Below are 26,662 nucleotides of genomic sequence, written 5' to 3' on the forward strand. Positions count from 1 at the left end.
CTTGGCGTGCTTTGCGGTAAAATATTCATTCTGTTCAAAACTTGAAACCTGAAACCTGAAACCTGAAACAAACTACTTAATAATTCCAATAGATCGAGAATGCTCAATAGCTTTGCTGCTTTCTTTAAAATAACAGACCGAAACATTTATACTTTCTAGATTTTTTAGAATCTTTTGAACTTCTTTTTTAGGAGATTTTCCAGTCTGTCTTATATAAACAGCAACCACAGTAACGGGAAATATTTTACAGATTCTTTCATAAAGCATTGGATCGTGTTGAGAATCGTCGCCCATTAAAACATATTTTAGCGTGGGATAAAATTCTACTACATGTTTAATTTTTTCATATTTATGATCATGATTTCCTCTTCCGCTCATAAAGAAATCGGTAATGCCTCGTTTGATGTCTTTTAGCAGAAAAACAGCTTTTGGCAGTTTGTTAATTCGTGTGAATTTGGCAATAAATCGGTATAAATTCCATTCGCTGCTAGAGATATAAAAGAAAGCATTTACTTCTTCTAGGTTATCTCTTCCCGCAGAACTTAAAGCTTGATAATGAGATACAACATCTTTAAAGACTTTACGGTCATTAACATTTTTGAATAATAAAATATAAATTTTTCGAAAGATATTATTGGTGTGCGAAATCAAAAAAGTGTCATCGATGTCTGATATGATTCCAAGTTTACCTTTGTGAGGTCTTATAAAACTGCCTTTGCAGGTCGTGGTTTCGTTACGATATTTTATGCTTACTTCATAAGACATCCATCCGAAATGAGTCTCTTTTTCTAGCGGAATACAGAAGTTAAAGAAACCGTCATCAAGCGTTTTGGTGTGAATTACTTCGTTGTTGTAGTGAAGGTAAATATCAAAATTTTTAATAGTTTTTATTCTGAACAGTCGGAGAATAGAAGTGGCATTTTTTAATTTCCTTTTTTCAAAATTGTATTTGTTTTCCCTTTTTAAAACATGCCCCATTACAATTAGCTCTTGTTCATTTGCATAACCACGATATAATTGTAGAATTGGTTTCATTAATTACGTATATTTATGTAACTGTAATTTACTCAATTTAATTGGTTTTAAAAGTAAAATTTTGAAAAAGAATATTCTATTTGTTGTAAATCCTATTTCTGGAGACTTGGATAAATCAGATTTGATAGATGCTGTCGAAGAGTTTGCAGCAGCCAATCATTTTGATTTGAAAGTGTATGAAACAACTGGAAAAAATGATTTAAGAACAATACAATCTTTATATAATGAATCTGTTCCAGAACGAATTATTGTTGCTGGAGGCGACGGAACGATAAAAATGGTGGCTGAAGCTGTGGAAGAACAGGATGTGATAATTGGAATTTTGCCTGCGGGTTCTGCAAACGGGCTTTCGGTAGATTTGAATCTTCCTGCTGAAATAGAGGAGAACCTTAAAATAGCTTTTCTGCACCATTATATCGAAATGGATATGATTTGCATTAACGGCAAAAAAAGTATTCATCTGAGCGATCTTGGCTTGAACGCAAATCTGGTTAAAAACTATGAGCAAAGTGATGTTCGTGGATTTTGGGGTTACGCACTGCAGGCTTTTACTACGCTGAAAGAATCTGAAGAACCTTTTGTGGCAACAATTTCGGCGAATAACAAAACCGTAAAGCATGTTGCTAGAATGATTGTAATTGCCAATTCTCAAAAATACGGAACGGGAGTCATCATCAACCCAAATGGTGCTATGAATGATGGAAAGTTTGAGCTGGTTATTTTAAAAAGTCTTGACCTGCTTCTAATCGGAAAAATAATTACCGGAAATATGCCGATTGATTCAGATGATATTGTAATAATTTCAACGAACAAAGCAGCGATAAAAACAGATTATCCCGTTAATTTTCAGATTGACGGAGAATATTGCGGAGCACAGACTTCACTGGAAATTGATATTCTGCATAAACAAATGAAAATTGCGGTGCCGTGATTTTATTTAAACGGATTTCTCTCCTGCCATTCTGTTTTGGGTTCCAAATAATTGAAAAATCTCGAAATGTTATGATTAATCAAAGCGTTGCTGTGCGTAATTAAACCGTACATTTTTACAGGTTTTGCACCAACAGAACTTTTGATTTCGAGAGCGGTTCTGGCAAAGACGATTTCACGGAAACCTTTCTTGATAGAATATGCAATCATGTCGTAGAGCATATTTAAATACAGCATTTTATCGCGCTGAATGCTTTCATCGTAACCCAAAAAGTATGTGTCCATTACTTTGCCATTTTTGATTAAAGTATTGAAGCCGATTAGTTTTTCATTCAAGAAATAACCGTAGAGAAGAAAGTTGTCTCCCATTATTTCTTTAAAAAAGCTAAAGTGGTTGCGAGCTAAGAAAAAAGTGTTGAAAGGCGCATTTTTGGCAACATGAAAATAAAGGTCATAAATAACGTCTTCATATTGTTTGATATCAGAAAGAGACATCTGTTGTTTTACAATTCCTTCCGATTTTTTTCGTGCGCGTTTGTATTGATCGCGATATTTCTTTGATAAGGCATCGATGTAATCCTGTTCGGTTTTCCAGCTTTCTTTGATGTTGAAAATCATATTGGGCTGCGTCGAAAAGGTATAATTGTTTTTAAATTCAGCCTGAAGGGGTTCTATTTCTTTTGCGGTAAAATCTTTTATGCTCGTTATGTGGACTTTTTTTCCGTTTTCTTTTAAATCTTTTTTAAGCTGATTAATTGCTTTATGTAGTGTTTTTATTGCTTTTGATTCTTTGATGCTTTTGTCAAAAATAAAGGCATTTTGTCCGGTAAGCATATTGTTTCCAACGAATAAAACATGCGAAGCAAAATTCTTTAAAGCAAAATTACGCACAGAAGTTTTTAAGCATTTGTCACGTTCTCCAAAAGACTCTAGTTTTTCTGCAAATAAGAATTGCGTTAACACAATTCCGATTAGTTTTTCTTCATCAAAAAATCCGATAAAATGGCAAGTCATATTTACTGGACAAGAGTTTTCCAGCACTTCGAGATATTCGCGTGTCAAAAAAATGTTATTTGCTGCAAGCGAGTTCCATTCTACAGGCAGTAATGATGCGCTTTTGTAAATCTGGAAAGAATAAGTTGTATTCAAAAGAGTGAGCTAATTTCTTCAAAATTAGATAATATTTATAATAACTAAACTGCTTTAAGTTATTATTAAGAAAACCCGTTTGAGATTATTCTTCAAACGGGTTTTTTATAAATGATATTAAGCAAATCCACAAATGATTCCACCCATAAGAGTTAAGGTAAGAATCCAATAACCACTGTGAATAAAAATATATTTCCAAGATTTTCTTTCAAACAAACCATTGATTCCAATTAATGGAAAAGCAAAAAATAACCCTGACATGAAACCATGAAGCGCACCATGTTTAAAAGTTCTATAGGCCATTCCGTAATCTGCCATAAAAGCTGCAAATGAAGGTTTTGCGCTGTCCATCAATGGTGGTCCGCCAACCATTCCGATTGCGCCAGACTGATGAATGGTTAGAGACATTAAAGTCATGGTAATCATTAAAGAAAAAACGTACGTTAATCCAAAAATTTTAAGCATATTTCCTTTTCTTAGCTCTTCTTGAGTAAGATTATTTTCTTTCATCCAGATAGTTCCGAATACTTTTGGGCTGTACCAGATAAAACCGGTTACCAGTGTGACAATGGCTGCAATGAATAATGCAACGAAGTTAATTTGCATAATGTGAGGTTTTTAGAATTAGTTGATCAAATGTAATCAAAAAAAATGCAGGTTTTTAAAAATAGTAAAAAGTAATGGGAATCTTACGAGTTAAATTTTTATCAACAGTTTAACGATATTTAGTGTATTATAGCTATGAATTGTATAATTTTACGCTAATAACAAATCCCAAATCTGTTATGAAAACTTTAATTACCTTTTCTTTAATATTTGCTTTTTCACTAAGTGTTTTAGCGGATACCGTTTCGGATAAAGAAAAAGAAGCGCTTATAAAGCTGTATCATGCAACAAATGGTTTGCAATGGAAAAACAAATGGGACTTAAGTCTATCTGTTTCTACCTGGTATGGTGTTAAAGCCGAAAACGGAAAAGTCGTTGCGCTGAATCTGGCAGATAATAATCTGCAGGGAGAATTGCCAGAAGCTTTTTACGATCTTATAAATTTAGAATCGCTAAATCTGGAGAAGAATAAAATTGAAGGAAGTTTGTCTTCGTTAATCTTTAATTTGAAGGAATTGGAATTGCTTAATGTTGCTGATAATAAATTATCAGGCACAATTCCGTCCTCTATTTGTCAATTGACAAAATTGAAAGATTTAGAGCTTTTTATGAATAAGATTTCTGGAGAGCTTCCGTCAGAAATTGGAAAGCTGAATCAGTTGGAAATTTTAGCTGTTTTTAATAACGAAATTAACGGAAAACTGCCTCTTTCAATTTATAGAATTTCAGGACTAAAAGTATTGCTGCTAAATAATAATAAGCTGTCAGGAAATTTGACAAATGAAATTATTAATTGGAATGTATTGCAAAATTTTAGTTTATTTGACAATGAATTTTCAGGCGCAATTCCGCAAGAAATTGAAAAGTTGAGCAAGTTGCAAGAATTGAATCTTTCGTATAATAAATTTACAGGCGAAGTTTCAAAAAAGACAGCATTATTAGATGCTTTAAATATGACCATGATGGACGAAAACGGAAATCCGTTTTTATTAGAAATAAACCAAGAAAATAAATTACAATAATTACCCAAAATTAATCGATGCTTATGAATGAATTTTACACTCGTTAAACAAGTTGATTAAATATATTTAGTTAATTGCCAAAACCGTAACTATGTTACGGTTTTATGGTTTCTAGAGGTTTCGTCTTTTAAAAATATAACATTTAATTTAGAATTGAATTTTTTATGTTTGTCTAAATTTTTATAACTTTAATAAAAGTATCCGGAGAACCAAAAACCGATTAATCAGCGGTATTACTAATTACTTAATAAGAAGAAATCATGACACTACAATATCAAGGTGAACAGTACGGAAAACCAACAACTTTTACAATTAGAATTATTGGAAACAATTTGTCGAAAAGCAGTTCAAACTACCAGATTGATCTTTTGGTGGGCGACAAAAAACTACCGACTTTTACAAGCGAGATTCATCAAAGTCTTTCTAATTGCCTGAGAGAAATTTACTTGTTTAGAAAACATAACGGAATTACATTCAATGAATCATCAGAGAAAATTGTTTCGCTTTATGTTCCTTATGATAAAGTTTTGTACAACTACAATAAATATGCTTTGTTTAGAGCATAAATTTTTCTCAAAAGAGGATAAAAAAAGACCATTTAAAAAAATGGTCTTTTTTTTATTTCTAAAAACGAGAGCTATTATCGAATAATCTTCAAATAAGCGCTATAAGGATCATCTTTAATTGAGGTGCGCATATAATATACATTTTCGTCTTTTTCCTTTAAATCAAACTGTATTAAACCGGCGTCACAATAATAGTAAAGCAAGTTGTCGTCAGCAGGAAATTCAATATTTGAAATAGGTAATGTAGTTAGTTTTTCTTCAAAAGCTATTTCTCCGTTTGATAAGTCCAATTCAAAGAGTTTCTTTTTGCGAGTATATCCCCAAAGATTATCAACTTCTTTTACTATATATTCTACATTATCTCCTGTAAAATCAGTTTTCCAAAGCTGAGTTCCTGTTTTAGAATCAACAGCATAAATAGATGAAGCCTCTGGACCTTGTGCTGCAAAATATAGTTTTTTGTCATGACATACTATACGTTCCTTCACATTGTTTTGATTTTCTTCTATTTTAAATTGCCATAAAACATCTAGGCTATTTGGTTTTAAAGCGTAAAGCCAATTTTTATCGCCTGCAATAAAAACACTTTCGCCATCGGTAACAGGTTTTCCAGTCATGGTTTCGTCAAAGCTTTTTTGGTAAAGCAATTTTCCTGTATTAGCTTCAAAACAATACACATTTGTTCCGCTCTGGGTAAATATCTTATTATCGAAATAAAGTGGCTCAATATCATTGTTTGGGGTGTCGAACTTGTAGTTCCAAGCCAAGCTTCCATCTTTTAGATCCAAAGCATATAAATTACTGCTCTGATTTTGATTTTGAGCAGTTATAAAAAGCTTTCCGTTTGCTATAACAGGAGTCTGGTCTTTTAGAACAATCTGGTCTGTAATATTTCCTATTCTAGATTTCCAGAAAATAGTTCCCGTACCATTATCTACTGCATAAATTTCTCCGTTAATAAAGGGAATATATACAACTCCGTCATGAATAGTAATTTTATTGGCGCACATTTCAGAATGAGCATCTGAAGCTTTTATCGTCCAAACAATACTTTCGACTTCTAGATCCCATGAAAAAAGCGAACCATCGTAATCATAAATTAAAATTGAGGTGTCGTCTAGAGAGATCTTTTTAAGCGGTTTTAGAGATTTATTAGTAACAGCTTCTTCTGCAGGTAAATTGCTGTTCGTGTAATTAGTTTTGCTGGCGGGCGCTTGTCCAGACATATTTGCAAAGGCGAATACAAATAAAAGGGCTATTAATTTGTGTTTCATTTTAAGATTTGGGTTGATTTTTTGATTGTCTTTTCTAAAACATTTAACGGAGTAAATATAAACAAAAAAAGCTCCAGATTTCTCTGAAGCTTTTGTCTTAGTAAGTAGTCCGTGGGGGAATCGAACCCCCCTTACCAGGATGAAAACCTGGCGTCCTAACCGATAGACGAACGGACCTGCTTTGCTATTGCGGGTGCAAAAATGCAACTATTTTTGAGATGTACAAAGCTTTTTTGAAAAAACTTTTTGATTTTTTTTGATTGAAAATTATTTCAGATGATGGTTTTTCTAGTTTTAATCGAGTTAATGTATTTGTATTTGTTTGATTAGTAATTTGTTGTTTTGATTGTATGCTGAGAAATTGTTTGTTTTTTAAGTAGAAAATATTTTTTCGAAATATTGAATAATTTTGTTTTTGAAAGAATATTTTTATGGTTTTTTCTCTTGATTTATGTTTTAATTGAGGCTTAGAGTAATTATGTTTTCTGAAATAGTTCGGAAATTTCAACACCTAGAGCTTTAGAAATTCGAATAACTTTATCGATACCCATAATTTGTTTGCCTAACATATATCTTCTTAAAGCTTCAATATCTAAATCGGAGTCGTGAGCTACATGTCTAACTTTTAGTTTCTTTTCTTTAATAATATCATTTATGTTATTACCAACAATCTTTACGGATTCTGGAACTTCTGTTTTTCTCATTTTTCATATTGTTTGAATTTGAAAATTATTGTTTAGTAGTCAAAAAAACAGGAATAAATAAATCCAGTCATATTCAACTGTTTTTTTTATTATATTTGCACGTAGTAAAAATATTACACGAGTAAATAATGAATATATATGTAAATTATTAGAACATGAAATTAGAGCGAAACGAACCAGCGGTAAATTTTTTAATATCAGTAAGTAAAATGAAATATTTTACGAAATTAAATTTAGATTCAAAGAATAATAATTCATTTAATGTAATGTTAAAAATTGCTTCTTATAATGAATTAAATATTATCATTTCTTCTTTGTTGAAAGCAAGCATTAATGCGTTAAATAATAAATCTGATAGTAAAGAAATTGATATAATGCTTTTACTTGAAATGGCTTTACAGCTGCTTCCTAGTGATGAAATGGAATTGTTAGATGAGATTTATGGAAATGTTTTTGAGATAGAAAAGGCTTCAAATGAAGATTGAAGCCTTGTTGTATATCTTATATAATATTAAATTTTAGAATAGTTTCCTTGCTTAGTAATATTCTATCCTCTTTTTGAATTTCATCTATGTATTCATTGGATTTAGATACTACCTCATCAACAAGCTCCTCTTTCAATTTAGAGTAAATGTTAATCATATCTTGATGGATTTTAAAGCCATTCTTTGATTTTTTTTCTTGTTCATATTTAGCTTTGTATTTTGAGAGAATATTGCTTAATTCGATTCTTAACTTTTCCATAATTGATTTTTTTTAGTTTATTAAGCAAAAATACTAATTTATTTATAATGATTCTAAATAGTGTAAAGTTTTATAATATAAATATTTAATTTCATTGTGACTTGCTTTTCCTCTTGCTGGCGCGAGCGTCTCGCTCGTGAGTCAAAGTTATGCACGAGCGCTCGCGCCAACAGTTGAATTGGTATATTGTTTTTAAAAGATTATCTATCAATTGTACATGAGATTATTTTGCAAATCCGAAGAATGGACTTAATTTCGTTATAAATCATCATGACGCCAAGACTTTAGCGATTATGATAAATATAGAAGTATGGATTTTTTTTTTTAAGGCAAGCAGAATTAAATGATGTTGAATTTATAAGCAAGCTATCTAATCAATTAGGTTATGAAACAACAATTGAGAAAACGCATAATCGGCTTTCAGAAATTTTAAGCAATAACGACAATTGTATTTATGTATGCATCGATAATGAAAATGTTATTGGTTGGATTCATGGTTTTTATTCGCTTAGAGTTGAGTCTGATTCTTTTGTAGAAATTGGAGGTTTGGTAGTAGATGAGAATTACCGAAGAAATGGAATCGGTAAAATTTTGGTTGAAAAAGTAATAGAATGGGCGCACTCCAAAAATAGCAATAAAATAAGGGTGAGGTGCAATGCAGTACGCAAAGAAACTCACATTTTTTATTTTAAAATTGGTTTCAACCAAACCAAAGAACAAAAAATATTTGACATGAAATTATAAAGTGAATTACACTCTTTCTATCTTAAAATGAGCCAGCTCTTCTTGGTTTCTTATCAAATTGCTTAATCGTTCAAATCCAACTTTTTGCAGTACATTTTGTGATCCAGTGTTGTCAAGATCTGTTATAGCTACAACTTCTTTGGTATCTGTATTTGCAAAACTATACTGTGTGAGGGCTTTACATACTTCTGTAGCGATACCTTTTCCCCAGTAATTTTGGCTTAGTACATATCCGATTTCTATTTGGTTTGTATTGTGTACAAAAACACGCGCAACACACATTCCTATAAAATCATTGTCTATAGCATTAAATATTGCCCATCTGCTGAGATTTTTCTTTTCGTAATTCTCCAGCAATTCGTTAAACATTTCGATATATCGTTCAGGGGAAGTTTCAGGAAGATATTGTGTAACCTGCTCATCTTTAAAAAGATCTAAGAATGTTTGCTTTTCCTGAGGTAAAAATTCACGAATAATTATTTTTGGACTTTGATAGATGATGCGCATTGATTTAGGATTTTTTATTGTAAATATATCGAATTTAGAGAAATAAATAAGGTAAACTTACTGCTCGCAAATATGTGATTGTAAAAAGTTTTTATTTTGTTTATCTAGTTTATAATGAATAAATTAGATGTTTGAAATGAATGCTGTAAATATGACAAAAGCAAAAGAAGAAGTAATATGGATAACTGGCGCTTCATCTGGCATTGGAAAATCAATGGCTTTTGAATGGAGCAAATTGGGATATAAAGTTGTTCTTTCTGCAAGACGTAAAGAACTGTTGGATGAAGTTGCGGATACAATTAGACATTCAGGCGGAGAGGCATTGGTAATTCCGTGTGACATAATGGAAGAAACTTCTATTGAAAACGCAGTGCAACAAATCATTAAAGAGTGGGGGCGTTTGGATGTGGTTGTAGCCAATGCTGGTTTTGGCGTTTTCGGGAGTATCGAAAACCTTACAGCTAAGGATTGGAATAGACAATTGCAAGGTAATGTCACTGGATTAGCTTTAACAGTAAAGTATGCACTGCCACATTTAAAGAAAAACAAAGGACGAATTGGTTTGGTTGGAAGCGTCGGCGCTTATCTTCCTAATCCTAATGTAGGCGCGTACGGTGCTTCAAAAGCTGCTGTAAATTCTATTGGTCAGACTTTGCAGGTTGAATTAATGGCAACGGGCGTGAGCTGCACTACAATGCATCCCGGATTTGTGGTTTCTGAAATTGCGCGAATTGATAATGACGGAATTTGGCATCCCGAACAGTCAGATCCACGACCATCAAATTTAATGTGGCCTACTGATAAAGCTGCAAAAGTGATGGTAAGCGCCATTTTAAAAAGAAAGAGAAATTACATTTTTACAGGTCATGGAAAACTAGCCGTATGGTTGCAAAGATGGTTTCCTGGGGTGATGAGATCTATTATTTCAAAAGGGCCAAAACCAGATTTGTAAGTAAGTAGCTTGAATTAAATCTATGTTAAAAGAGCGGCTTTATTTCAATATTAATGTGAAATTTGTGAAATGTCTAATTAACAACAAGATAATATGGAAGGACAAATTATAGAATTGGAAAAAAAATACTGGCACGGAGTTGAAAACAATAACTATGAAACGGTAAGAAATCTGACACTCTTTCCTTGCATAGTTGCTGGAAAAAACGGTATTCAAAGTATCAGCGAAGCTGATTTCAAAAATATGTTTGACTCTGGACAGACCAATAAAATAAAAGTGCTGAACATCTATGATGTAAAAGAAAACCTAATTGCCGAAAATACTGCCGTAATAGGATATCGTCTCGATTTTGAGATAGTAGATCAAAATCCAAAAATGCCTATAAAGTGTGTTTGTACATCTACTTGGATTAAAGAAAATAATAAGTGGGGGTGTGTAATGCATACCGAAACAGAACTGGAAAAAAAATAGTAGTCTGATATATTTCAAATTTAGAAAACAATTTAGACCAAACTTTAAAAACTATAAATGGGCGCACAAGAAACGTTTGATGAATGGCATAGAAGAGAATATCCAAGTCAATATATTTGGGAGAATTATACATATCCAAACTTCGGAATTAGCGATGACCAATTAGTGTGCAGATTGCCAATTAGAATTTTTAATTGTGATGATTGTCAATTAATAATTGATAATGAAGAGGTTTCAGAAACCCATAAATCAACAATTGAATATATTCTTAGAAATCAAGAATCATTTATAGAAGACATCCAAAAAGGTATTTTTGATTATTATATATTTTTATGGAACGATTATTTGAATGAATTTGAAGACGACATAAAATATCCTAATCCAATGAATAATGATGCTCAAATTATCGATTTAATGATAAAACCAAAAGCAATTCATATGGCAGGAAAAATAGATGAAGGTTATTTTGGAATCTGTTTCAATTCTACATTTGAAGGAGATCACGGACTTGGAATAGAAATGAGAAATTATAAAGTAAAAAAGGTAGGAGCTGAATACGTTGGGTTTAATTTACATTCTGTGGAATAATTCAAAACAACAAATATAAAAGTTTCAGTAAAAGTCTAGAAAACAAAAAAGCTCCAGATTTTTCTGAAGCTTTTTTTCTTTAGTAGCGGGAACAGGACTCGAACCTGTGACCTTCGGGTTATGAGCCCGACGAGCTGCCTACTGCTCTATCCCGCGATGTTTCGGGTGCAAAGATACACACTAAATACGGTTATGCAAATAATTTTAGTACTTTATTTTTTATAATTTTTCTAAAAGACGATTTTTCTTAGATTTTATAATCCAGTAATTCTTGGTAAACGTTTCCGTTTAAGCCTAATAGCAAGCCAAATGCAGGTTCGGTTTTCATACCTCTTTCTTTTAGTTTTATGATCTCTAATCTAAAGTTTTCGTCTTTAGAGCGTAAAATTTGGTCTTCAATAACCATATGTCTATAGCCATTTTGAAGTTCTGTTGGGATATTTTGTCCGAAGATTTCTATTTCGAAAGCCTCAATAAAGAAGTTTGCCACAATAGATTCTTGATTGTCAATTACAATTTCTCGAATAGAAAAGAGGTTTTCTTTTTCGAACAAATGCTTAATTCTTTCAATAAAAACAGATTTGTTTTGCCAATAACAGACAATATCCAAATCGCTATTTTCAATATCAATACTTATCGGAATTGTGCCAACCAGGATAGGATCAAACTCTGCAAGATTTTCCAAAATTTGATGTTTGGTCAAAATATGAAAGGCGGTTTGCTGTTTAAGATTTCCGGTTTTTAAATACGATATGTCTTTGAAATTAATCATTTATAATATCGCTTTTTTCTTCGTTGATTTCCTGTTCTAATCTTTTATTGATGTTGATTTTAGCATTCGTAAAAACAAAAATTGTAGTTCCGTATTCTCTCGCATATTGATTGGTTATTTGACCGCCAATAACTGCCGTTTCAAAATACGGACTTGTTTCTTTAAGCTCCTCATTGTTTTCGTCAAATTCCTTAACGCGAATCAGGTTTTTGTACGGAATGCTGAGATCAAACCAATTGAGATAATCAGCGTTGAAAGAAACCGCTTTTATTCCTTTTTTAGAATAAAAATTGATGGCGCCAGCTTGTCCGTAATTATCGCAAAGCACAATAGTTTCTTTTTGGTTGGGCAATAAAGCGTAGAGAGAATCTGTTTTTCTGGCCAATTCTTTCCAGCCCAGCATATCAGCAAAATCTTGAGGCAAATGATGGTCTTTTCCGTCTTCCCAACGCAACATTCCCATTTTTTTGTATTTCTCTGAATGTGCTACCATATATTCAGGACTTTTATTTGGAAAAGCAATGTTGTACATCGGAATAAAAAACAATAACGGAAGTAAGATAAAGACAGGCTTTAGAAAACGTTTCCATCCGTTGTTTAAAATTTCCGATAAAAAAACAGCTCCAAAAGCAATATAAATAGGATAGAGTCCGATAGCGTAATAAGCTTTGGCTTTGAAGTAAATAAAAATCAAAAGCGTGAAAACAAATGTTGCAAAAAACAACTGATAGTTTTTGAAGGGTTTGTAAAATAATACCGAATAAAGTCCAGCTAAAATCACCAATAATCCGCCGATAAAAAAGAGAATCTGTTCTTTAAGAAAATTAGCTCGATCTACATTAACCAATTGCGTTTCGGCCAATTCTTTCATGTGGTGTACAATCGGAAAATGATTGCTGTATTGCCAGTAAAGATTCGGAAGAATTAGTATTAACCCTAAAATCAAGGCAAAATAAAACTCTTTTTTTGCCAGTATTTTTCGTTGTTTAGAAAGTAAAATAGCAGGAACTAATCCGAGGAACAAAAACACGATATTGTATTTGTTCAGGAAACCAAAAGCGAAAGTTATTCCAGCGAAATAAATCCATTTTGTGTTTTCTGAAGTAATGTATTGTATCAGAAAATAATAAAATGCAGTCCAACATAAAACATCAAAAGAATTGGGCTGATATAGTGTGTTGAGACGAAGAAGACAAGAAAGCAAAACACACAAAGCGCCGAGAATTAAAGCATAAAGATTACCTTTTAAAAGTTCTATAGTTTTCCAGACCACCAAAAGCGTCAAAGCGCCAAATAGGGCAGGGAAGAATTTGATCCAGAAAACTGAATTTCCGAGTAGATAAATAATATACGAAAACCAAGAAGTAACTGGCGGAACAGACAAATAGCCCCAAGCCAAATGATGCGCTTGATCCAGATGCAGATATTCATCGCGTTGCAAATCGTATTCTGGACTCACTAAAATACATTGAAGTGCAAATTTTAAAATGATAAACCCAATTAAAATAAGTGTTCTTTTGTTCATGTAGATTTTGGTTTCTTAGGCTTGTTTGGTTTTGTGCTGTAAGTGGTTTCAAATCAACACGTAATTCTGTAGCTAAGATAGGACTTATTTTGATTTTTGAATGTTTAGAAGATTTCATAAAATACCAGTTGGGCGCAATTAATTAAACACATAGAAACATAGATTTAGAATGTTTAAAAAAGGCGTTTCACTTGTTTTAAACAAACATAGTTGACTATGTGTTAGAAACCAGTTTCTTTTTTAAACTCTTTTCGACACGTAGAATCTATGTTTCTATGTGTTGAATAAAAATAAATTACTCCAAATGGGGTTATCGTAATAATGTAAAGTGCGGGTTTTTAGATAATTATGTTATTGAAATGTTAGTTGGATGAACATTTTTATTACCTTTATTATCAAGCAAATAACTTTAAAAGAAAATACCATGAAAAAGAAATTATTGATTTTAGTTGTCTTTTTAGGGACAATTTCATTTACAAATGCACAAAGTATAGGAGATGTCACAAAAGCGGCGAGTAAGGCGTCGACAGCGGCAGTGCCCGGTTTTGATGTTGCTAGTTTAGCGAATCAGGTTATGGGTGTGCTATCTCCAAAATTAAAATTAACAGATGCTCAAAAACCGGTGGTAAATTCATTGGTAAATGAAACTCTAAACAAAAAGAAGAATATTTTGCCTACAATGGCTACCGACAAGGCAGGTTATACTTCTAAAATGACCACGACTAGAGAGTCTTTTATATCCAAAATGAAAAAGAATATCAGTCCGACACAATTTGATGCACTTACTTCTTTATTGCCTAAATCAGCTTCGGCAGTGACGCCATTGGCAAAAATGCTTTATTGAAATAGCTTAAAAATAAAAAAAGCAAAATAGAAATCTATTTTGCTTTTTTTATTTTCAAATTTTCAGAAAATATCTTTGATCGAAAGGTATTATTCCTCGACAGTTTCAAATTCCATGTGGTCGATAATTTCTGCTTCTGGCTTTTCTGGTTTAGAAGCTTTCAGTGCATTAAATCTTTCCAGCATTTCTGTTTCGCCTTCTTCACCGCTGAAATAAGGGAAAACATCCATAATTGGTGTTTCTGTAATAGCCGGAATAGAATATTCGCCCATTGTATTTTTCATTATGTGAAGTGTATTGTCATAAGCTTCGCGAACATCATTTGCCTGAACTAGCATATACATGCTTGTTTTTCTTTCTTTACCGCTTTCTTCATCATAAGCGATTAAAGTGATTTTAGATTTAAACCATCTGTCCGCATTTTCAAAAGGATGAATTTCGGCATAATTTGCCACTTTGATCGCCGTGATTTTAAATTCTTCACTAGTATAAGCGGCCATTTCCTCAGTCATTCTTTTTTCAGCTTCTGTGTAAGACAAAGCATCGACCAAATAAGGCTCGGTTAAAACTTTTTGTCCTCCAGTTTCATCTGTCTTTCTATATTTTACTTTGCATTCGTACCAAGTTGCGCTCATCTCTTTTTAAATTTTAAGGATGCCAAAGATAAATTTTACAGCAGAAATAATAGTTAAATCTTCAAATAGATATTCACAATTTTAGATGATTTTAGGTAATGTTTTGAGAATCTGAAAGTTGTGATTTTTACTGAATAATTTGGCTTCATTTTTTATGTTTTTTATGTAAAACACTGTAAAACAATCGTTTGGTTTTTAAGCTGAAATATTATAGAAAAAATATGAATTTTCTGAAATCCAAGTAATCGATTTATTCGTAAGTACCAATAATAATGGCTGGGAATGGAGTTAAATTCAAATGATATTGGTTTTTGGAGCATATTGAATTTTCGCATTTCCAGCTATTATTTTTATCACTATTAAAAATAAAAGGTTGGGAAAATTAAACGTTCAGATGTTGGCAGAGACTTTAAAATATCTGGAAAGCAAACAGCGCGAATTAAAAAGACAAGATCAAAAAGACACACGAAGTCTAGATTCGATCATTAAATATTTGAAAAAAGATATGATGGAACAGCACAATTTATCTGACCATTATCAATTGATAAAACAAGAAATTAAAGACACCGAAACTTTTATTGAGAGCGTCAAAAACATCATTGAAATCAATTCTTAAAAACACTTAATATTATAGAATTTTACTTTTTATTCCAATTTGAATTTTTCGTTTTTGCAATCCAGAATCAGTTTATGGTTTAGGAAAAGTTTGTTGCCAATCATTCCCTGCATTCCAGAACGTTTCATCAAGAATTTTTGAAGATCTGAAGTGCCTTCGATATAAGTAACTTCAGAAAGGTTCAATGTTATTTTTCCAAATTGTATTTTCTTTTTCGCGGAAGCGGAATACACACTCAAAGTATTTCCCCACGAATTTCCTTTTTCGGTTTTTATCTTACTGTTTTTATTGCGGTATTGCAGCCAGATTTCTTTTGTTGTAATGAGTTCATAACCGCTAGTTCCAGAATCGTATAGCAGTTTTAGTTTTTCATTTTCGATAACGGAAGGAATGAGTATTTTACGTTTTTTGAATTCAAAATCGGTGAAATCATTTTCTTTGATTTTTTCGATGAATGAACATTGATTGTTCATGAAATCTAAAATAGTAACACGTTTTTCTAATAAATCGGTTCCAATTGTACCGATTATGTTCGCGGCTTTTAAATCATCAAAATTAATTTTTTCACCATAATTCAAAACTTCAAAATTATCTGAAGTTATATTCATATTTCCAATTGTAAAAGCAGTAGAAATCGTGGCGTTTTCATTATCAATTTTCAGCTGATTTTGAAATTTTGCTGCGATAGATTCTACTGATTTTTTGTAGAAAATGGTAATAGGCGAACCCGAATCAAACTGCATATAGAATGTCCGATCGATTCCTTTTATATTAACAGGTAAAAGTAGAGCAGAATGGGAGTTGCCGTTGCTCGAAATCCATTTTGCTGGAATATTTTCTGCAACTCCTGAAACATTTAAATAGTTTTCTGGTGGGGTGAATTTCTTTTGAAAATAAAAATATCCTCCGATCAAGAATAAAACGATAATAGCTAAAAATACGAATGCAATTTTCTTAAATAATTTCATGGTCTGTTTTTTCTGCAAGATTCGGGTTTCGTTTCCGATTTTCGTTTAAAAACAGTACGACAGTTTTACGCCATTTTTATGACTTGTGTTATAAGAAGTTGTTTTTCAGTTTTATAGCTAGGTTTTGATTTTGGTTTAAACTGATTCCGTTTAGAATAACGATTATGAGTTTTAAGCTAAAAATTGCAATTAATGGAATAATAAAAAGAGGGAATTTTAAAGTAAATGATTTTTGAACAAACGGACTTGCAATCATTAAAACCGAAAGAATAAGACTTAGAACAATTTGAAGACTTACAATTTGTTTGCCTATTTCTTTATTTATCGGATCTTGGGTTTTATAAGTTAAAACTAAAGGGAAAATAACGCTCCCAAACGGAATGATAAGCCCAGATAAAACAGAAAGATTAATCAGTTTGGCTCTTTCGATTTGGACGCTTTCCTTTTTGAATGTAAGATTTTCGGGATTGGTTTCTAGAGCTTCGGCAATTGTTTTTAAGGTAAAACCTTTAAGAATGCTTCCAGCTTCAATTCTCTGAATAGTCCGTAATGAAAGACCCGATTTTTCGGCAAGTTCATTTTGAGTCATGTTTTTTTCTTCTCTCAAAAGTTTAACTTTATTCTTCATGGTTTTAAACTGCTGGTTTAAAGACGAAATTATGAAAAAAGTTTTGATGAAATGGGTACGAATAAAACCTTCAATTATATACCAATTCAAAGTTTAATAAAAAATTAAGTTTTTTTCTTTAACAAAATTCACTAACTTGTTGTGTAATAAATGATTCCTTTAATGATGTTATCATAAAATTTCCAGTTATGCGAGTATCCGTTGTACGAAAAAATGTAAAGTTGTTGCCAGATTCTAAAAGAGTTGTTGCCCGATATTTTATGAATGGGCAGGAAAGGACCCAGCAAATGGTGCTTCGGATAATGATGCTGGATGAGAAACAAGTACTGCAGACTTTGGAGCAGACACTTCGCGAATTTGCCAGAAGACATCGAAATATCTCGGCTGTATTTTTTAGACACTGCGAAAGAATTCGTCCTATAATTGAAGGAATGGAGATCGATTATGAGGCCATGTCTCTAGACCGAAAAATGCTTATTGGATCTTATTGTACAATGGAATATGCCATAGAATCGGCGGCGATTTTTAACCCTTCAATTGTTGAAGATTTTGATCAGACGGGGCTGGAAATGGGAGAAAAACGTGTTATTATTTCTTTTCGTGCAACGGGCGAAGGCCATATTTCGTCGATTGTTTTTAGAAGAGCCATTTTAGATCGCGACAATAATCTGCACATTATGAAGATAGGAAATCATATTGATCAGGCAGAAATCGAACATAAAACATTATTTAATAAAGAGCGGTTTTTAACTAAGTTGTATGAGATGCACACAACTGATAAATATATCGCTCAGATTATGCAGGATCTTCCTGAGGAATTTGAATTTGCTGTGCTGAAAAACACGCTTATTGAAGCTTTAAAAGATCCTTTAATTAGAGAAGAGAGAAAAGTTGCGCTGGAAGAAATATTGTGGCTGGCAAATTCTTTTTACGATTTGCAGTTCAAACATGATTCAGATATAACAGAACGCGTCATTTTTCCTATTTCTGATTCTGAAAGCCGAGGAATAGAAGATGCACGTTTTGTGCGTTTTGTTGATGATAACGGTTCAGATCGCGTTATGGCAACTTATACGGCTTATAATGGACACACAATTTTGCCAAAATTAATCTCAACCGAAGATTTTTATAGTTTTAGAGTTATGCCACTTCATGGAGAAGGAGCGCAGAATAAAAACCTGGCTTTATTTCCTCGAAAAATAAAAGGTAAATATGCCATGCTGGCTAGAATTGACGGCGTTAATAATTATATTATGTATTCTGATCGTGTAACACAATGGAATACGCCAATTCTTTTGCAAAAGCCTAAATTTACTTGGGAATTGACCCAGATAGGAAATTGCGGTTCTCCGCTATGGACAGAAGAAGGCTGGCTTGTTATTACGCATGGAGTTGGTACAATGAGACGTTACTGTATTGGTGCTTCATTATTTGATTTAGATGATCCGTCTAAGGAAATTGGAAGATTGACTGAACCTTTGCTTTCGCCTTCAGAAGATGAACGAGAAGGCTATGTACCAAATGTAGTATATTCTTGCGGCGCGATTATTCATAATAACAGTTTGATTCTGCCTTATGCCGTATCAGATTATTGCTCAACTTATGCTGTGGTGGATATGGTTGAATTGCTGGATGCGCTGAGGAAAAGTAAATAAACTTATCTTTTGTTTTTAAGATTAGGGATTTTCTTCGTCAGGTTTCTCCAATATCGTTTTGGCATGTGTTTGGTATTTTTTCTTGATTTGATATTAACACTGCTGAATTTTAGTTTTTTAGAGCGAAAAGCCATTCTTTCAATACCAAGAATTCATGTTAGAAAATTAGCCAAATAAGCTGTTCTAAATTGTATTAATTTTTTTTTGGAAGGTTATTTTTACATTAAAAAAATAACTATATTTAAAATTCAAAAAACAGGTATAAATACGGGTTTGTAGATTGCTGAAACTTTATACATTCGCCGAAAGAGAAAAACTGATTTCCCCCCTTAACATTGGTTTTTCAAATTTAGAAGTATTAGCAAATATTAGGAACAAACGGCTAAAACAATGAAATTTGTAAAAGGACAAGATGTTTCCTACACAGCATTGAGTGGGATATCTTACAAGGGAACTATTATCGAAAGAAAAATGGTTTTTAAAAAGGGGCTTATAATAAAATCGACTTCAAAAGAAAGTGATTTTCATTATCTTATCGAGATACACAAAAATGGCACAACAGAGAAAATTCTATGTGCTGAAAATCATCTTAAATTATTAGAAAAGAAAAAACGCGTTGCAAAGAAAGTGGCTTAGTAGTTCTCTGCCATAAATGCAGCGATTTTATCTAAAACAGTTTTTGGAGCTTCCTTGTGTGGAGTATGTCCAACGTTTGGTATGATATATTTTTCAGTTTTTCCAGATACCGCATTTATCGTTTTTCTGACTTGATCTAAAGTTCCGTATTCATCTTTTTCGCCTTGAATAAATAGTAACGGAGATTTGATTTCATGGAGAAGGTTTTCAATGTTCCAATTTCTAAAATCGGCGCTGAGCCATGTTTCAGTCCAAGCTTTAAAAATAGTTTCCGTTTTGTTTCCGTGATATTTCTGAAGTCTTTCAGGCAAGTTTGTGTTTTGATACGCAATGACAGCCTCACGAATACCATTAAGCGTAATTTCTTCAGCAAAAATATGTGCCGCTTCACAAATAACCATTTTAATGCGTTGCGGATATTTACTTGCAGCAATCAATGCAATCGAACCTCCATCGCTGTGCCCAAATAAAATAGCATTTTCAATTTTTAGCTTTTCTAGAATAGTATTTAAAATGTCAGCTTCTAATTCTAGATAATTTAAAGGACGAACATAAGTCGGCATTGGGTCAGATTTCCCATATCCTAATCTATCATAAATTAAAATATTACATTGAGAAACCTCAGCAATCTGTTTTGGAAAATCTCTCCAAAGTTCTACACAACCTAAAGAATCGTGAAGAAATACAATTGTAGGGCGATTTTCAAAACCATAAAAATGTTCTGCGTAGAGATTATTTCCGTTTATATTGATTAACATATCGCGGTTTCGTTTTGGATTACTTTTTCTTTTTTAGCTTTCGAAACATTAAGATAAACAATTGAGCCAAGCATTATTGCAATGCCGACAATTTGCAGAAAGGTGACTTTTTCGCCCAATATAATATGTGCACAAAAAACGGCAGCAGGCAATTCTAGCGTTAATAAGACTGAACTCAAACTCGCACCAATTTTAGGCATTCCGACTGTAAAACAGATTGGCGGAATCACAGTTCCGAAAATGGCTAAGAATGTTCCCCATTGCAACAACCCAAAATCTAAATGCGTGCTAGTGGTAATCGCTTCGCAGTTGATTAAAAATATAATCATGGCAGAACCACTGGTCATTAAAGCACTTTTTTCAAACATTGGCGTTTCTTTGCCAATTTTGCTTGTGAAAACAATATATAAAGTATAAAGGATTGCCGATAATAAGCTCAAAGCGATTCCTGTAAAAGAAATAGCAGCATTGTTTAGATCTAAAAGATTCCCTGCAAGAACAGTTCCTAAAATGATAAAAAGTGCAGAACCAACCTCAACTGAATTGGGCTTTTTCTTAAAAAATATCCAATCAACCAAAATGCTAAGCCACGTAATCTGCATTAATAAAACAATCGCCAAAGAAGCGGGAATATAGGCTACAGATAAATAATAGGTATAGGCAGAAGACCCCATTGTGGTTCCCGCCAAAAGTAATTTCCAGTTTAACACCAGTTTAGTGCCATTTTTGAGCTTCCTGAAAATTACGATTGACCATAAAATTATGGTTCCTGCAAGTGCTTGTGTCAAAGTGATTTCGGCAGGAGAATAACCTTCTCCGTATGCGATTTTAGCAAAAGAAGAAAGCATTCCGAAACTTAATGCGCCCAAAGCTACAATGATAATATATTTGTTCATTTTTTATTGTTGAAATATGTTTTGTACATTCAAAAGTATAAAATGAAGAATAAAGGTCGATGTTTTAGATTTAAATATGTATTTAATGTTGTAATATGTATTTATTTATGTGTTTTGTCCGAAATTGAATTATTTTTTATACTTTAACTGGAAAAAATCCGATGCAAGAATTAAGCAAACAAGAAATAGAGTTACTTCGAATCCTTCAGGAGAATGCAAGATTTGATATTACAGATTTGACGGAAAGACTCAACATGTCGAGAACTTCGGTTTATGATAGAATAAAAAAACTGGAAAACGAAGGTTACATTAAAGATTATGTGGCGATAATTGACCCGAAAAAGGTAGGGTTAAATTTTACAGTAATTATAAATGTTTCTCTAAACAGTCAGCGTTTAGAATTGGTTGAAGAATTTTCGAGACAAGTTGCGGCACTCGATGAGGTTGTTGAAGGATATGTAACTGGAGGAATCTTCGATTATGTTCTAAAGGTTGTGGTGAAAGATCCCGAATCGTTTAACGATTTTATCAGAAAGCTTTCGGATATTCCTAATATTAGTAAAGTACAGAGTTCGTTTGTAATGAGTTATATCAAACAATCTACTAAATTGCATTTTTAGATAAAAAACTACGCAAAACTTTTATTTATAAGGTTTTGCGTAGTTTTTTATTAAATCTATTATAGATTAAAAGTCATTTTTTAGTCCAATTCTTTTTAAGCTGTTTATAATTCTAAAAACAATTTCGTCAGAAAACATAAAACTAGAAAGCATTTCTTTTATTTCTGTTGCTGTCTGAGGCTGTAGTTCCAGAAGGTTATTTAAATAGATTTTCGCTTTTGCATCTTCACTTAAGAGAGATAAAGAAACAGCTTTTAGCAACGGATCCCAAATGGTTTCGCCAAAATCCATTTTTTCAGCCCAATATAAAGACTTTTGGTATTCTTTTTTGTGGATGTAGTAATAACAATATCCAACATTAATCCACCATGGATGTGAAAGGTTAATACGGATTGCATTTTCTAATAAATTAAAACCTTTTTCAAAATAACCTGCAAAAATCAACACACAGCCTATTCCTGAAGTAATACCAGACGAATTAGGATTTATTTTCAAACATTGTTCTGTTGCTGATAGACAATTGTCCTGATCTTTTTTAAAGCAGTTTATAATGGCCAGTGCATACCAAGCCTGCTGGCAATTAGGATCAATATTTAGAGCTTTTGTAATACAATGACTGCTTTTTTCTACCGTTTTTTTGGAATTGTCTAATCCCAAGGCAATAGAAGCTAAATGCATTTCGCCCAGCATTGCCCAAGCAATTGCATGGTTAGGGTCTAATTCTACAGCTTCAGTTAAATTGGAGAGCGCTTTAGCAAAATTTTCGATAGAATAGGAACGCTGATATTCGTGATAACTGCAGATTGCTCTTAAAATACCAGTGTTATTTGAAATTTTAGAAGGGGCAGTTTTTACTATTTCATTAAAAATAACACCATAATATCCGCCCATAGTAGAAACAATATCTCTCACAATTTCATTTTGAATTCTAATGCCATCATCTAGAGTGGCAGGTGTAAACAATTTGGTCAATATAAACTTTCCTGAGGATGAGTCTATCAAATTGACTCTGATCTGCAGTTTGTTGCTGATAATTTGAATATGTCCTGTGATAATAAAGTCTGCTCCGAGAAGATTGGCAGCTTCTAGAACATTTTCATTAATTTTTGCAATACTATCAGAAGAGAAATGGCCGATTACAGAGATATCCTGAAAACGTGAAAGTTCTGCACTGATTTCTTCAGAAAGAATTTGCGAAAAGGCTTCTAGATCTGGACGGTGGGCAATTGTTTTAAAAGGAAAAACCGTAATCACAGGATTGGTTTTAGTGGTACTGATAGGGAGATCAGTAGGTCTCGGTTTATTATTATGAACAAATTCTGGAACATAACCGCCTTTTGGGACATGAATAATTAGCGGATTGTCTTTTCCGTCTGTAGAATAATACTCATGAAGCAATTTTCTTAAGCGTCCTGCATGAATTCGAACCATGGCGTCATCATGAGGATTAAAATGAGAAGGTCTGCTTAAAGCATTTACAGCTATAGAATATTCTTTGATAAACTGCTGTCTTTCATCTATAGTTTCTGTCACAATATAGCGCAGAAAGTTACTTAACAGTGTTGAGTTTTTAAAAGAATAAAACTTTAAAACATTCTCCAGTTCATTATAGATTTTATCCGAGGGGATTTTTTTTGTAGACTCCATAATAAATTATTTGAAAATTATTAATGTCAAAAAAAAGTCACTGGGGCGTATAAAATGTTAAAGACCAAATACTTATGAAGATATAAATTTATTAAAATTTTTAACATGTTAGTATTATTAATCTGATATTTTTAACCGTTAAATGTAACGGTTAATAACCCTATTTGTGCTGTTGTATTAGTTATATTTGTTTGATAATCAGTTAAAAACTGTGTTTGTTCTCTTTTTTTAACAAAAAAAAGACTGTAATAATTAGGTGTTGAAATTTTTGCATTCCCATTATTAGAAGCTTTTAGGATCAGATAAAAGTTTTTAAGGTGAATAAAAATTCGTACTGAGAAAAATCGATTTTTTTAAAATAAAATGACTTTTATTTTAAAACCAGGACTGCAAAAATCAGATTAAAAGTTGTATCCCATAACAAACAAACTATAATCATTATGAAAAAAAGGTTTTTGCAAATGACAGCTATGAGGCATAGTGTCCTCATAATTTGTTTCCTCATTTCCACTTTTGTTCAGGCTCAAGATGAAGGGAATAAAAGCATGGAAATCTACGGATTTATTATGACCGATATTGGTTATAATTTTAATCAGATACAATCAGATTGGTACGATGTGGTGAGACCGACAAAACTGCCCGCTTTTAAAAACGAATATGGACCAGATGGCAGTTACTACGCTTCTGTTCGCCAAACTAGATTAGGGTTTAAAAATTATTTTGATACAGGAATTGGCGAATTAAAAACTCATTTTGAATTCGAATTGTTCGGTACAGGTGTCGATGCAGGACAAACTACTTTTCGTCTGCGCCATGCTTATGCTGAATTAGGAAAATTTGGAGCTGGACAAACCTGGAGCCCTTTTATGGATATTGGCGTATTCCCAAATTCTCTAGAATATTGGGGACCAACCGGAATGGTGTTTTTTAGAAATATTCAAATTCGCTATATGCCAATTCAAGGCGATACCCGTTTAACCATTGCATTAGAAAGACCTGGAGCAAGTGCCGATCAGGGAGATTATGCAAATCGTGTGGAACTGCAAGGAGTAAAGGCAAGATTTCCGTTGCCAGATCTTACGGCTGAGTACCATCATGCTACCAAATGGGGTTATGTCGAGTTAGCTGGTATAGTTCGAAAAATTGAATGGAAAGATCAGAATAATGACCAATATAACTTGTCTGGAGATGCAGTGGGTTGGGGACTTAATTTAAGTACTAATATCAATTTTAGTAAAAATGATGTTTTTAGAGGGCAGGTTGTATATGGAGAAGGAATTCAAAACTACATGAATGATGCTCCCGTTGATATAGGTATCGAAAACAATTTTGGTAATCCTGTAACTCCTGTAAAAGGTGTTGCGCTTCCGCTAGTTGGTGTTGTTGCTTTCTTAGATCATAACTGGAGTGATAAATTTAGTACTGCAATTGGATATTCTATGATTGACATCGATAACTCAGACGGACAAACTGATGAAGCTTTTAAAAAGGGACAGTACGTGTTGGGAAATCTTTTATACACTCCCGTGAAAAATTGTATGGTAGGTGTGGAATTTCAGTGGGGTAACCGCGAAAATTTCAATGACGGTTGGAGTACTTCAATAAATAAAATACAGTTTTCTTTTAGATATAATTTTTCGCAATCATTTTATAAAAGAAATCAGTAAAAGCCTTTAGTTTTTTAATTAATAAAAAAAGAAAATATGTGTAAAACTGTACAATACCTGCTATTGTTCGGACTGTCATTAGGCAGTCTTAATGCTCAGACCCGAACAGAAAAAGATCTTCTAGGAGAAAAACAAATCCCGGCAAATGCTTATTACGGTGTGCAGACCGCACGTGCGTTAGAAAATTTTCAGATAAGTAGCTTGACTACGCAATCTTATCCTGACTATGTAAAAGCTTTTGCAATGGTTAAACTAGCTGCGGCACGTGCCAATGCTGATGTCGGCCGACTTAAAAAAGATAGGCTGGCTGCCATAGAAAAAGCTTGTCAGGCAGTAATTGATGGTAAATATCATGATCAATTTTTGGTTGATTTGTACCAAGGAGGTGCTGGTACTTCTGCAAATATGAATGTGAATGAAGTTTTGGCCAATATTGCACTGGAACTGAGCGGACATAAAAAAGGAGAATATCAATACATTGAACCTCACGATGATCTTAATATGGGGCAATCAACCAACGATGTGTATCCAACAGCTATAAAAGTGGCATTACTGCTTCATAATGACAAACTGCTTAAAGAAGCAGATCTTTTGGCTAAAGCTTTCCATAAAAAAGGTGATGAATTTAAAGATGTTTTAAAAATGGGAAGAACCGAAGGACAGGATGCTGTACCAATGACGGTAGGTCAGGAATTTCATGCTTTCGGTAACCAGCTTGATGCAGAGATTAGTGCTTTGAAAAAATCTGAAGTTTATCTATGCGAACAAAATATGGGAGCTACTGCGATCGGGACAGGAATTACAGCTTCTCCTGGTTATGCAGAAAAAGTAGCTGCACATTTGGCAAAAATTACAGGAAAACCAATTGTAATGAGCAAAGATCTTATTGCGGCTACAACAAGCCAGCAAGGATTTGTAATGTATTCTTCTACGCTTAAAAGTATGGCGGTTGCGCTGGCAAAAATAAGTAGCGATTTGATCATTTTAGCTTCTGGGCCACGTACAGGTTTTTTCGAGATCAATTTGCCTGCACTTCAGCCGGGATCTTCAATTATGCCAGGAAAAGTAAATCCGGTTATGCCAGAACTTATGAACCAATTGTGTTTTAAAGTAATGGGGAATGATCTCACGGTAACAATTGCCGCGCAATCTGGTTTATTGCAGTTAAATGCTTTTGAGCCTGTTCAAGCCATTGCCATGATGGAATCTCAAGGGCTGTTTTTTAAAGCAATGCCATTGTTTAGAAAAAATTGTATCGATGGCATTACGGTAAACAAAGACGTTTTGGCGCATTATATGGATCGAAGTGTTGGTGTTGTAACTGCTCTGAATCCTGTTTTGGGTTACGAAAAAACAACTGAACTAGCCAAAGAAGCATTGGCAACCAATAAAGGTATTCTGGAACTTATACGCGAAAAGAAATTGCTGACAGAAGATCAAATTAAAAAACTGCTTGATCCAGCAACTTTAACAGGCCAAAAATAACCTCAACTTTAAACAGAA

The 26,662-nt window shown here is 33.0% G+C and carries 30 protein-coding genes and 2 tRNA genes; 15 read left to right on the forward strand and 17 right to left on the reverse strand.

Features of this window, described 5'->3' with window-relative positions; genetic code table 11:
• Positions 1–72 precede the first annotated feature (72 nt).
• A complete protein-coding gene (locus PQ463_RS22240; RefSeq protein ID WP_111377320.1) occupies positions 73–1,035 on the reverse strand; it encodes an App1 family protein phosphatidate phosphatase in 963 nt (320 codons plus the stop codon).
• Positions 1,036–1,096: 61 nt separating this feature from the next.
• Here PQ463_RS22240 and PQ463_RS22245 point away from each other — a divergent pair, with 61 nt between their 5' ends.
• Positions 1,097–1,966 carry a diacylglycerol/lipid kinase family protein gene (locus PQ463_RS22245; protein WP_274255536.1) on the forward strand — a complete coding sequence of 290 codons (870 nt, stop codon included), beginning with the start codon at positions 1,097–1,099 and terminating at the stop codon, positions 1,964–1,966.
• A gap of 2 nt (positions 1,967–1,968) precedes the next feature.
• On the opposite strand, the gene PQ463_RS22250 is transcribed toward PQ463_RS22245, so the two are convergent.
• Together PQ463_RS22250 and PQ463_RS22255 are read right to left on the reverse strand one after the other, a co-directional pair.
• On the reverse strand, positions 1,969–3,114 hold the full coding sequence (locus PQ463_RS22250; RefSeq protein WP_274255537.1) for a GNAT family protein: 1,146 nt from the start codon (positions 3,112–3,114) through the stop codon (positions 1,969–1,971).
• A gap of 117 nt (positions 3,115–3,231) precedes the next feature.
• Positions 3,232–3,720, reverse strand: coding sequence for a DUF1761 domain-containing protein (locus PQ463_RS22255; RefSeq protein WP_111377323.1), 489 nt, complete (start codon positions 3,718–3,720; stop codon positions 3,232–3,234).
• 179 nt (positions 3,721–3,899) lie between these two features.
• Between PQ463_RS22255 and PQ463_RS22260 the strand changes: the two genes are divergently transcribed.
• A complete protein-coding gene (locus PQ463_RS22260; protein WP_274255538.1) occupies positions 3,900–4,742 on the forward strand; it encodes a leucine-rich repeat domain-containing protein in 843 nt (280 codons plus the stop codon).
• A 260-nt stretch (positions 4,743–5,002) separates the two neighbouring features.
• The gene (locus tag PQ463_RS22265) at positions 5,003–5,308 is read left to right on the forward strand and encodes a hypothetical protein (protein WP_111365111.1); all 306 of its coding nucleotides are present in this window, start codon (positions 5,003–5,005) and stop codon (positions 5,306–5,308) included.
• 74 nt (positions 5,309–5,382) lie between these two features.
• Here the strand turns inward: PQ463_RS22265 and PQ463_RS22270 are convergent, their stop codons facing one another.
• The 3 genes from PQ463_RS22270 to PQ463_RS22280 all read right to left on the reverse strand — a co-directional run bounded on the left by PQ463_RS22270 (position 5,383) and on the right by PQ463_RS22280 (position 7,286).
• Entirely contained in the window at positions 5,383–6,582 is a 1,200-nt protein-coding gene (locus PQ463_RS22270) for an outer membrane protein assembly factor BamB (RefSeq protein WP_274255541.1), read from the reverse strand.
• Between the two features lie 105 nt (positions 6,583–6,687).
• A tRNA-Glu gene (locus PQ463_RS22275) sits at positions 6,688–6,759 on the reverse strand.
• 299 nt (positions 6,760–7,058) lie between these two features.
• Positions 7,059–7,286, reverse strand: coding sequence for a helix-turn-helix domain-containing protein (locus PQ463_RS22280; RefSeq protein WP_274255542.1), 228 nt, complete (start codon positions 7,284–7,286; stop codon positions 7,059–7,061).
• A 155-nt stretch (positions 7,287–7,441) separates the two neighbouring features.
• Here PQ463_RS22280 and PQ463_RS22285 point away from each other — a divergent pair, with 155 nt between their 5' ends.
• Entirely contained in the window at positions 7,442–7,771 is a 330-nt protein-coding gene (locus PQ463_RS22285) for a hypothetical protein (protein ID WP_274255544.1), read from the forward strand.
• A 16-nt stretch (positions 7,772–7,787) separates the two neighbouring features.
• Here PQ463_RS22285 and PQ463_RS22290 read toward each other — a convergent pair whose 3' ends face one another.
• Entirely contained in the window at positions 7,788–8,030 is a 243-nt protein-coding gene (locus PQ463_RS22290) for a hypothetical protein (RefSeq protein ID WP_274255545.1), read from the reverse strand.
• A 426-nt stretch (positions 8,031–8,456) separates the two neighbouring features.
• On the opposite strand from PQ463_RS22290, the gene PQ463_RS23420 reads away from it, so the two are divergent.
• On the forward strand, positions 8,457–8,774 hold the full coding sequence (locus PQ463_RS23420) for a GNAT family N-acetyltransferase (RefSeq protein ID WP_443135201.1): 318 nt from the start codon (positions 8,457–8,459) through the stop codon (positions 8,772–8,774).
• Positions 8,775–8,780: 6 nt separating this feature from the next.
• Here PQ463_RS23420 and PQ463_RS22295 read toward each other — a convergent pair whose 3' ends face one another.
• Complete coding sequence (locus PQ463_RS22295; protein WP_274255546.1) at positions 8,781–9,281, reverse strand: GNAT family N-acetyltransferase; 501 nt, start codon at positions 9,279–9,281, stop codon at positions 8,781–8,783.
• 136 nt (positions 9,282–9,417) lie between these two features.
• Between PQ463_RS22295 and PQ463_RS22300 the strand changes: the two genes are divergently transcribed.
• The 3 genes from PQ463_RS22300 (at position 9,418) to PQ463_RS22310 (ending at position 11,292) form a co-directional block, all read left to right on the forward strand.
• Complete coding sequence (locus tag PQ463_RS22300; protein WP_274255547.1) at positions 9,418–10,233, forward strand: SDR family NAD(P)-dependent oxidoreductase; 816 nt, start codon at positions 9,418–9,420, stop codon at positions 10,231–10,233.
• A 93-nt stretch (positions 10,234–10,326) separates the two neighbouring features.
• Entirely contained in the window at positions 10,327–10,704 is a 378-nt protein-coding gene (locus PQ463_RS22305) for a nuclear transport factor 2 family protein (protein ID WP_274255548.1), read from the forward strand.
• 57 nt (positions 10,705–10,761) lie between these two features.
• Positions 10,762–11,292 carry a DUF6985 domain-containing protein gene (locus PQ463_RS22310; protein ID WP_274255549.1) on the forward strand — a complete coding sequence of 177 codons (531 nt, stop codon included), beginning with the start codon at positions 10,762–10,764 and terminating at the stop codon, positions 11,290–11,292.
• Between the two features lie 83 nt (positions 11,293–11,375).
• Here the strand turns inward: PQ463_RS22310 and PQ463_RS22315 are convergent.
• The 3 genes from PQ463_RS22315 to PQ463_RS22325 form a co-directional block, all read right to left on the reverse strand.
• A tRNA-Met gene (locus PQ463_RS22315) sits at positions 11,376–11,448 on the reverse strand.
• A 91-nt stretch (positions 11,449–11,539) separates the two neighbouring features.
• Positions 11,540–12,064, reverse strand: a complete 525-nt coding sequence (locus tag PQ463_RS22320) for a DUF4269 domain-containing protein (protein WP_274255550.1) — start codon at positions 12,062–12,064, stop codon at positions 11,540–11,542.
• Positions 12,057–13,589 (reverse strand): glycosyltransferase family 39 protein, encoded by a 1,533-nt coding sequence (locus PQ463_RS22325; protein ID WP_274255551.1) that lies wholly within the window; start codon positions 13,587–13,589, stop codon positions 12,057–12,059. Before PQ463_RS22325 ends, PQ463_RS22320 begins: the two co-directional genes overlap by 8 nt.
• A gap of 424 nt (positions 13,590–14,013) precedes the next feature.
• Between PQ463_RS22325 and PQ463_RS22330 the strand changes: the two genes are divergently transcribed.
• Complete coding sequence (locus PQ463_RS22330) at positions 14,014–14,433, forward strand: hypothetical protein (RefSeq protein WP_111422521.1); 420 nt, start codon at positions 14,014–14,016, stop codon at positions 14,431–14,433.
• A gap of 89 nt (positions 14,434–14,522) precedes the next feature.
• Here PQ463_RS22330 and PQ463_RS22335 read toward each other — a convergent pair whose 3' ends face one another.
• Positions 14,523–15,068, reverse strand: a complete 546-nt coding sequence (locus PQ463_RS22335) for a DUF4494 domain-containing protein (RefSeq protein WP_111377332.1) — start codon at positions 15,066–15,068, stop codon at positions 14,523–14,525.
• A 373-nt stretch (positions 15,069–15,441) separates the two neighbouring features.
• On the opposite strand from PQ463_RS22335, the gene PQ463_RS22340 reads away from it, so the two are divergent.
• The gene (locus tag PQ463_RS22340) at positions 15,442–15,684 is read left to right on the forward strand and encodes a hypothetical protein (protein WP_274255552.1); all 243 of its coding nucleotides are present in this window, start codon (positions 15,442–15,444) and stop codon (positions 15,682–15,684) included.
• A 29-nt stretch (positions 15,685–15,713) separates the two neighbouring features.
• Here PQ463_RS22340 and PQ463_RS22345 read toward each other — a convergent pair whose 3' ends face one another.
• Positions 15,714–16,652, reverse strand: coding sequence for a hypothetical protein (locus PQ463_RS22345; protein WP_274255553.1), 939 nt, complete (start codon positions 16,650–16,652; stop codon positions 15,714–15,716).
• Between the two features lie 88 nt (positions 16,653–16,740).
• Positions 16,741–17,280 carry a helix-turn-helix domain-containing protein gene (locus tag PQ463_RS22350; RefSeq protein WP_274255554.1) on the reverse strand — a complete coding sequence of 180 codons (540 nt, stop codon included), beginning with the start codon at positions 17,278–17,280 and terminating at the stop codon, positions 16,741–16,743.
• A 188-nt stretch (positions 17,281–17,468) separates the two neighbouring features.
• Between PQ463_RS22350 and PQ463_RS22355 the strand changes: the two genes are divergently transcribed.
• Together PQ463_RS22355 and PQ463_RS22360 are read left to right on the forward strand one after the other, a co-directional pair.
• Entirely contained in the window at positions 17,469–18,935 is a 1,467-nt protein-coding gene (locus PQ463_RS22355; RefSeq protein WP_111377334.1) for a glycoside hydrolase family 130 protein, read from the forward strand.
• A gap of 390 nt (positions 18,936–19,325) precedes the next feature.
• A complete protein-coding gene (locus PQ463_RS22360; RefSeq protein WP_274255555.1) occupies positions 19,326–19,571 on the forward strand; it encodes a hypothetical protein in 246 nt (81 codons plus the stop codon).
• Here the strand turns inward: PQ463_RS22360 and PQ463_RS22365 are convergent.
• Positions 19,568–20,329 (reverse strand): alpha/beta fold hydrolase, encoded by a 762-nt coding sequence (locus tag PQ463_RS22365; RefSeq protein WP_274255556.1) that lies wholly within the window; start codon positions 20,327–20,329, stop codon positions 19,568–19,570. The two genes, PQ463_RS22360 and PQ463_RS22365, sit on opposite strands and share 4 nt — an antisense overlap.
• A complete protein-coding gene (locus tag PQ463_RS22370; protein WP_274255557.1) occupies positions 20,323–21,225 on the reverse strand; it encodes an EamA family transporter in 903 nt (300 codons plus the stop codon). Before PQ463_RS22370 ends, PQ463_RS22365 begins: the two co-directional genes overlap by 7 nt.
• Before the next feature lie 161 nt (positions 21,226–21,386).
• Between PQ463_RS22370 and PQ463_RS22375 the strand changes: the two genes are divergently transcribed.
• Positions 21,387–21,845: an Lrp/AsnC family transcriptional regulator gene (locus tag PQ463_RS22375; protein ID WP_274255558.1), complete on the forward strand. Its 459-nt coding sequence runs from the start codon at positions 21,387–21,389 to the stop codon at positions 21,843–21,845.
• A gap of 66 nt (positions 21,846–21,911) precedes the next feature.
• On the opposite strand, the gene PQ463_RS22380 is transcribed toward PQ463_RS22375, so the two are convergent.
• Positions 21,912–23,492: a tetratricopeptide repeat protein gene (locus PQ463_RS22380; protein ID WP_274255559.1), complete on the reverse strand. Its 1,581-nt coding sequence runs from the start codon at positions 23,490–23,492 to the stop codon at positions 21,912–21,914.
• A 440-nt stretch (positions 23,493–23,932) separates the two neighbouring features.
• Here PQ463_RS22380 and PQ463_RS22385 point away from each other — a divergent pair, with 440 nt between their 5' ends.
• On the forward strand, positions 23,933–25,159 hold the full coding sequence (locus tag PQ463_RS22385) for a DcaP family trimeric outer membrane transporter (protein ID WP_274255560.1): 1,227 nt from the start codon (positions 23,933–23,935) through the stop codon (positions 25,157–25,159).
• A gap of 36 nt (positions 25,160–25,195) precedes the next feature.
• The gene (locus PQ463_RS22390; protein WP_274255562.1) at positions 25,196–26,644 is read left to right on the forward strand and encodes an aspartate ammonia-lyase; all 1,449 of its coding nucleotides are present in this window, start codon (positions 25,196–25,198) and stop codon (positions 26,642–26,644) included.
• Positions 26,645–26,662 lie beyond the last annotated feature (18 nt).

It is taken from the genome of Flavobacterium sp. KACC 22763 (genome assembly GCF_028736155.1).
Taxonomy (GTDB): domain Bacteria; phylum Bacteroidota; class Bacteroidia; order Flavobacteriales; family Flavobacteriaceae; genus Flavobacterium.

Coding starts and splice junctions, on each gene's coding strand:
- PQ463_RS22335 (WP_111377332.1), bottom strand. CDS start 15,068: ATGAGCGCAACTTGGTACGAATGCAAAGTAAAATATAGAAAGACAGAT.
- PQ463_RS22300 (WP_274255547.1), top strand. CDS start 9,418: ATGAATGCTGTAAATATGACAAAAGCAAAAGAAGAAGTAATATGGATA.
- PQ463_RS22355 (WP_111377334.1), top strand. CDS start 17,469: ATGCGAGTATCCGTTGTACGAAAAAATGTAAAGTTGTTGCCAGATTCT.
- PQ463_RS22295 (WP_274255546.1), bottom strand. CDS start 9,281: ATGCGCATCATCTATCAAAGTCCAAAAATAATTATTCGTGAATTTTTA.
- PQ463_RS22360 (WP_274255555.1), top strand. CDS start 19,326: ATGAAATTTGTAAAAGGACAAGATGTTTCCTACACAGCATTGAGTGGG.
- PQ463_RS22330 (WP_111422521.1), top strand. CDS start 14,014: ATGAAAAAGAAATTATTGATTTTAGTTGTCTTTTTAGGGACAATTTCA.
- PQ463_RS22345 (WP_274255553.1), bottom strand. CDS start 16,652: ATGAAATTATTTAAGAAAATTGCATTCGTATTTTTAGCTATTATCGTT.
- PQ463_RS22285 (WP_274255544.1), top strand. CDS start 7,442: ATGAAATTAGAGCGAAACGAACCAGCGGTAAATTTTTTAATATCAGTA.
- PQ463_RS22365 (WP_274255556.1), bottom strand. CDS start 20,329: ATGTTAATCAATATAAACGGAAATAATCTCTACGCAGAACATTTTTAT.
- PQ463_RS22265 (WP_111365111.1), top strand. CDS start 5,003: ATGACACTACAATATCAAGGTGAACAGTACGGAAAACCAACAACTTTT.
- PQ463_RS22310 (WP_274255549.1), top strand. CDS start 10,762: ATGGGCGCACAAGAAACGTTTGATGAATGGCATAGAAGAGAATATCCA.
- PQ463_RS22325 (WP_274255551.1), bottom strand. CDS start 13,589: ATGAACAAAAGAACACTTATTTTAATTGGGTTTATCATTTTAAAATTT.
- PQ463_RS22290 (WP_274255545.1), bottom strand. CDS start 8,030: ATGGAAAAGTTAAGAATCGAATTAAGCAATATTCTCTCAAAATACAAA.
- PQ463_RS22385 (WP_274255560.1), top strand. CDS start 23,933: ATGAAAAAAAGGTTTTTGCAAATGACAGCTATGAGGCATAGTGTCCTC.
- PQ463_RS22305 (WP_274255548.1), top strand. CDS start 10,327: ATGGAAGGACAAATTATAGAATTGGAAAAAAAATACTGGCACGGAGTT.
- PQ463_RS22370 (WP_274255557.1), bottom strand. CDS start 21,225: ATGAACAAATATATTATCATTGTAGCTTTGGGCGCATTAAGTTTCGGA.
- PQ463_RS22240 (WP_111377320.1), bottom strand. CDS start 1,035: ATGAAACCAATTCTACAATTATATCGTGGTTATGCAAATGAACAAGAG.
- PQ463_RS22255 (WP_111377323.1), bottom strand. CDS start 3,720: ATGCAAATTAACTTCGTTGCATTATTCATTGCAGCCATTGTCACACTG.
- PQ463_RS22350 (WP_274255554.1), bottom strand. CDS start 17,280: ATGAAGAATAAAGTTAAACTTTTGAGAGAAGAAAAAAACATGACTCAA.
- PQ463_RS22280 (WP_274255542.1), bottom strand. CDS start 7,286: ATGAGAAAAACAGAAGTTCCAGAATCCGTAAAGATTGTTGGTAATAAC.
- PQ463_RS22270 (WP_274255541.1), bottom strand. CDS start 6,582: ATGAAACACAAATTAATAGCCCTTTTATTTGTATTCGCCTTTGCAAAT.
- PQ463_RS22375 (WP_274255558.1), top strand. CDS start 21,387: ATGCAAGAATTAAGCAAACAAGAAATAGAGTTACTTCGAATCCTTCAG.
- PQ463_RS22380 (WP_274255559.1), bottom strand. CDS start 23,492: ATGGAGTCTACAAAAAAAATCCCCTCGGATAAAATCTATAATGAACTG.
- PQ463_RS22260 (WP_274255538.1), top strand. CDS start 3,900: ATGAAAACTTTAATTACCTTTTCTTTAATATTTGCTTTTTCACTAAGT.
- PQ463_RS22390 (WP_274255562.1), top strand. CDS start 25,196: ATGTGTAAAACTGTACAATACCTGCTATTGTTCGGACTGTCATTAGGC.
- PQ463_RS22320 (WP_274255550.1), bottom strand. CDS start 12,064: ATGATTAATTTCAAAGACATATCGTATTTAAAAACCGGAAATCTTAAA.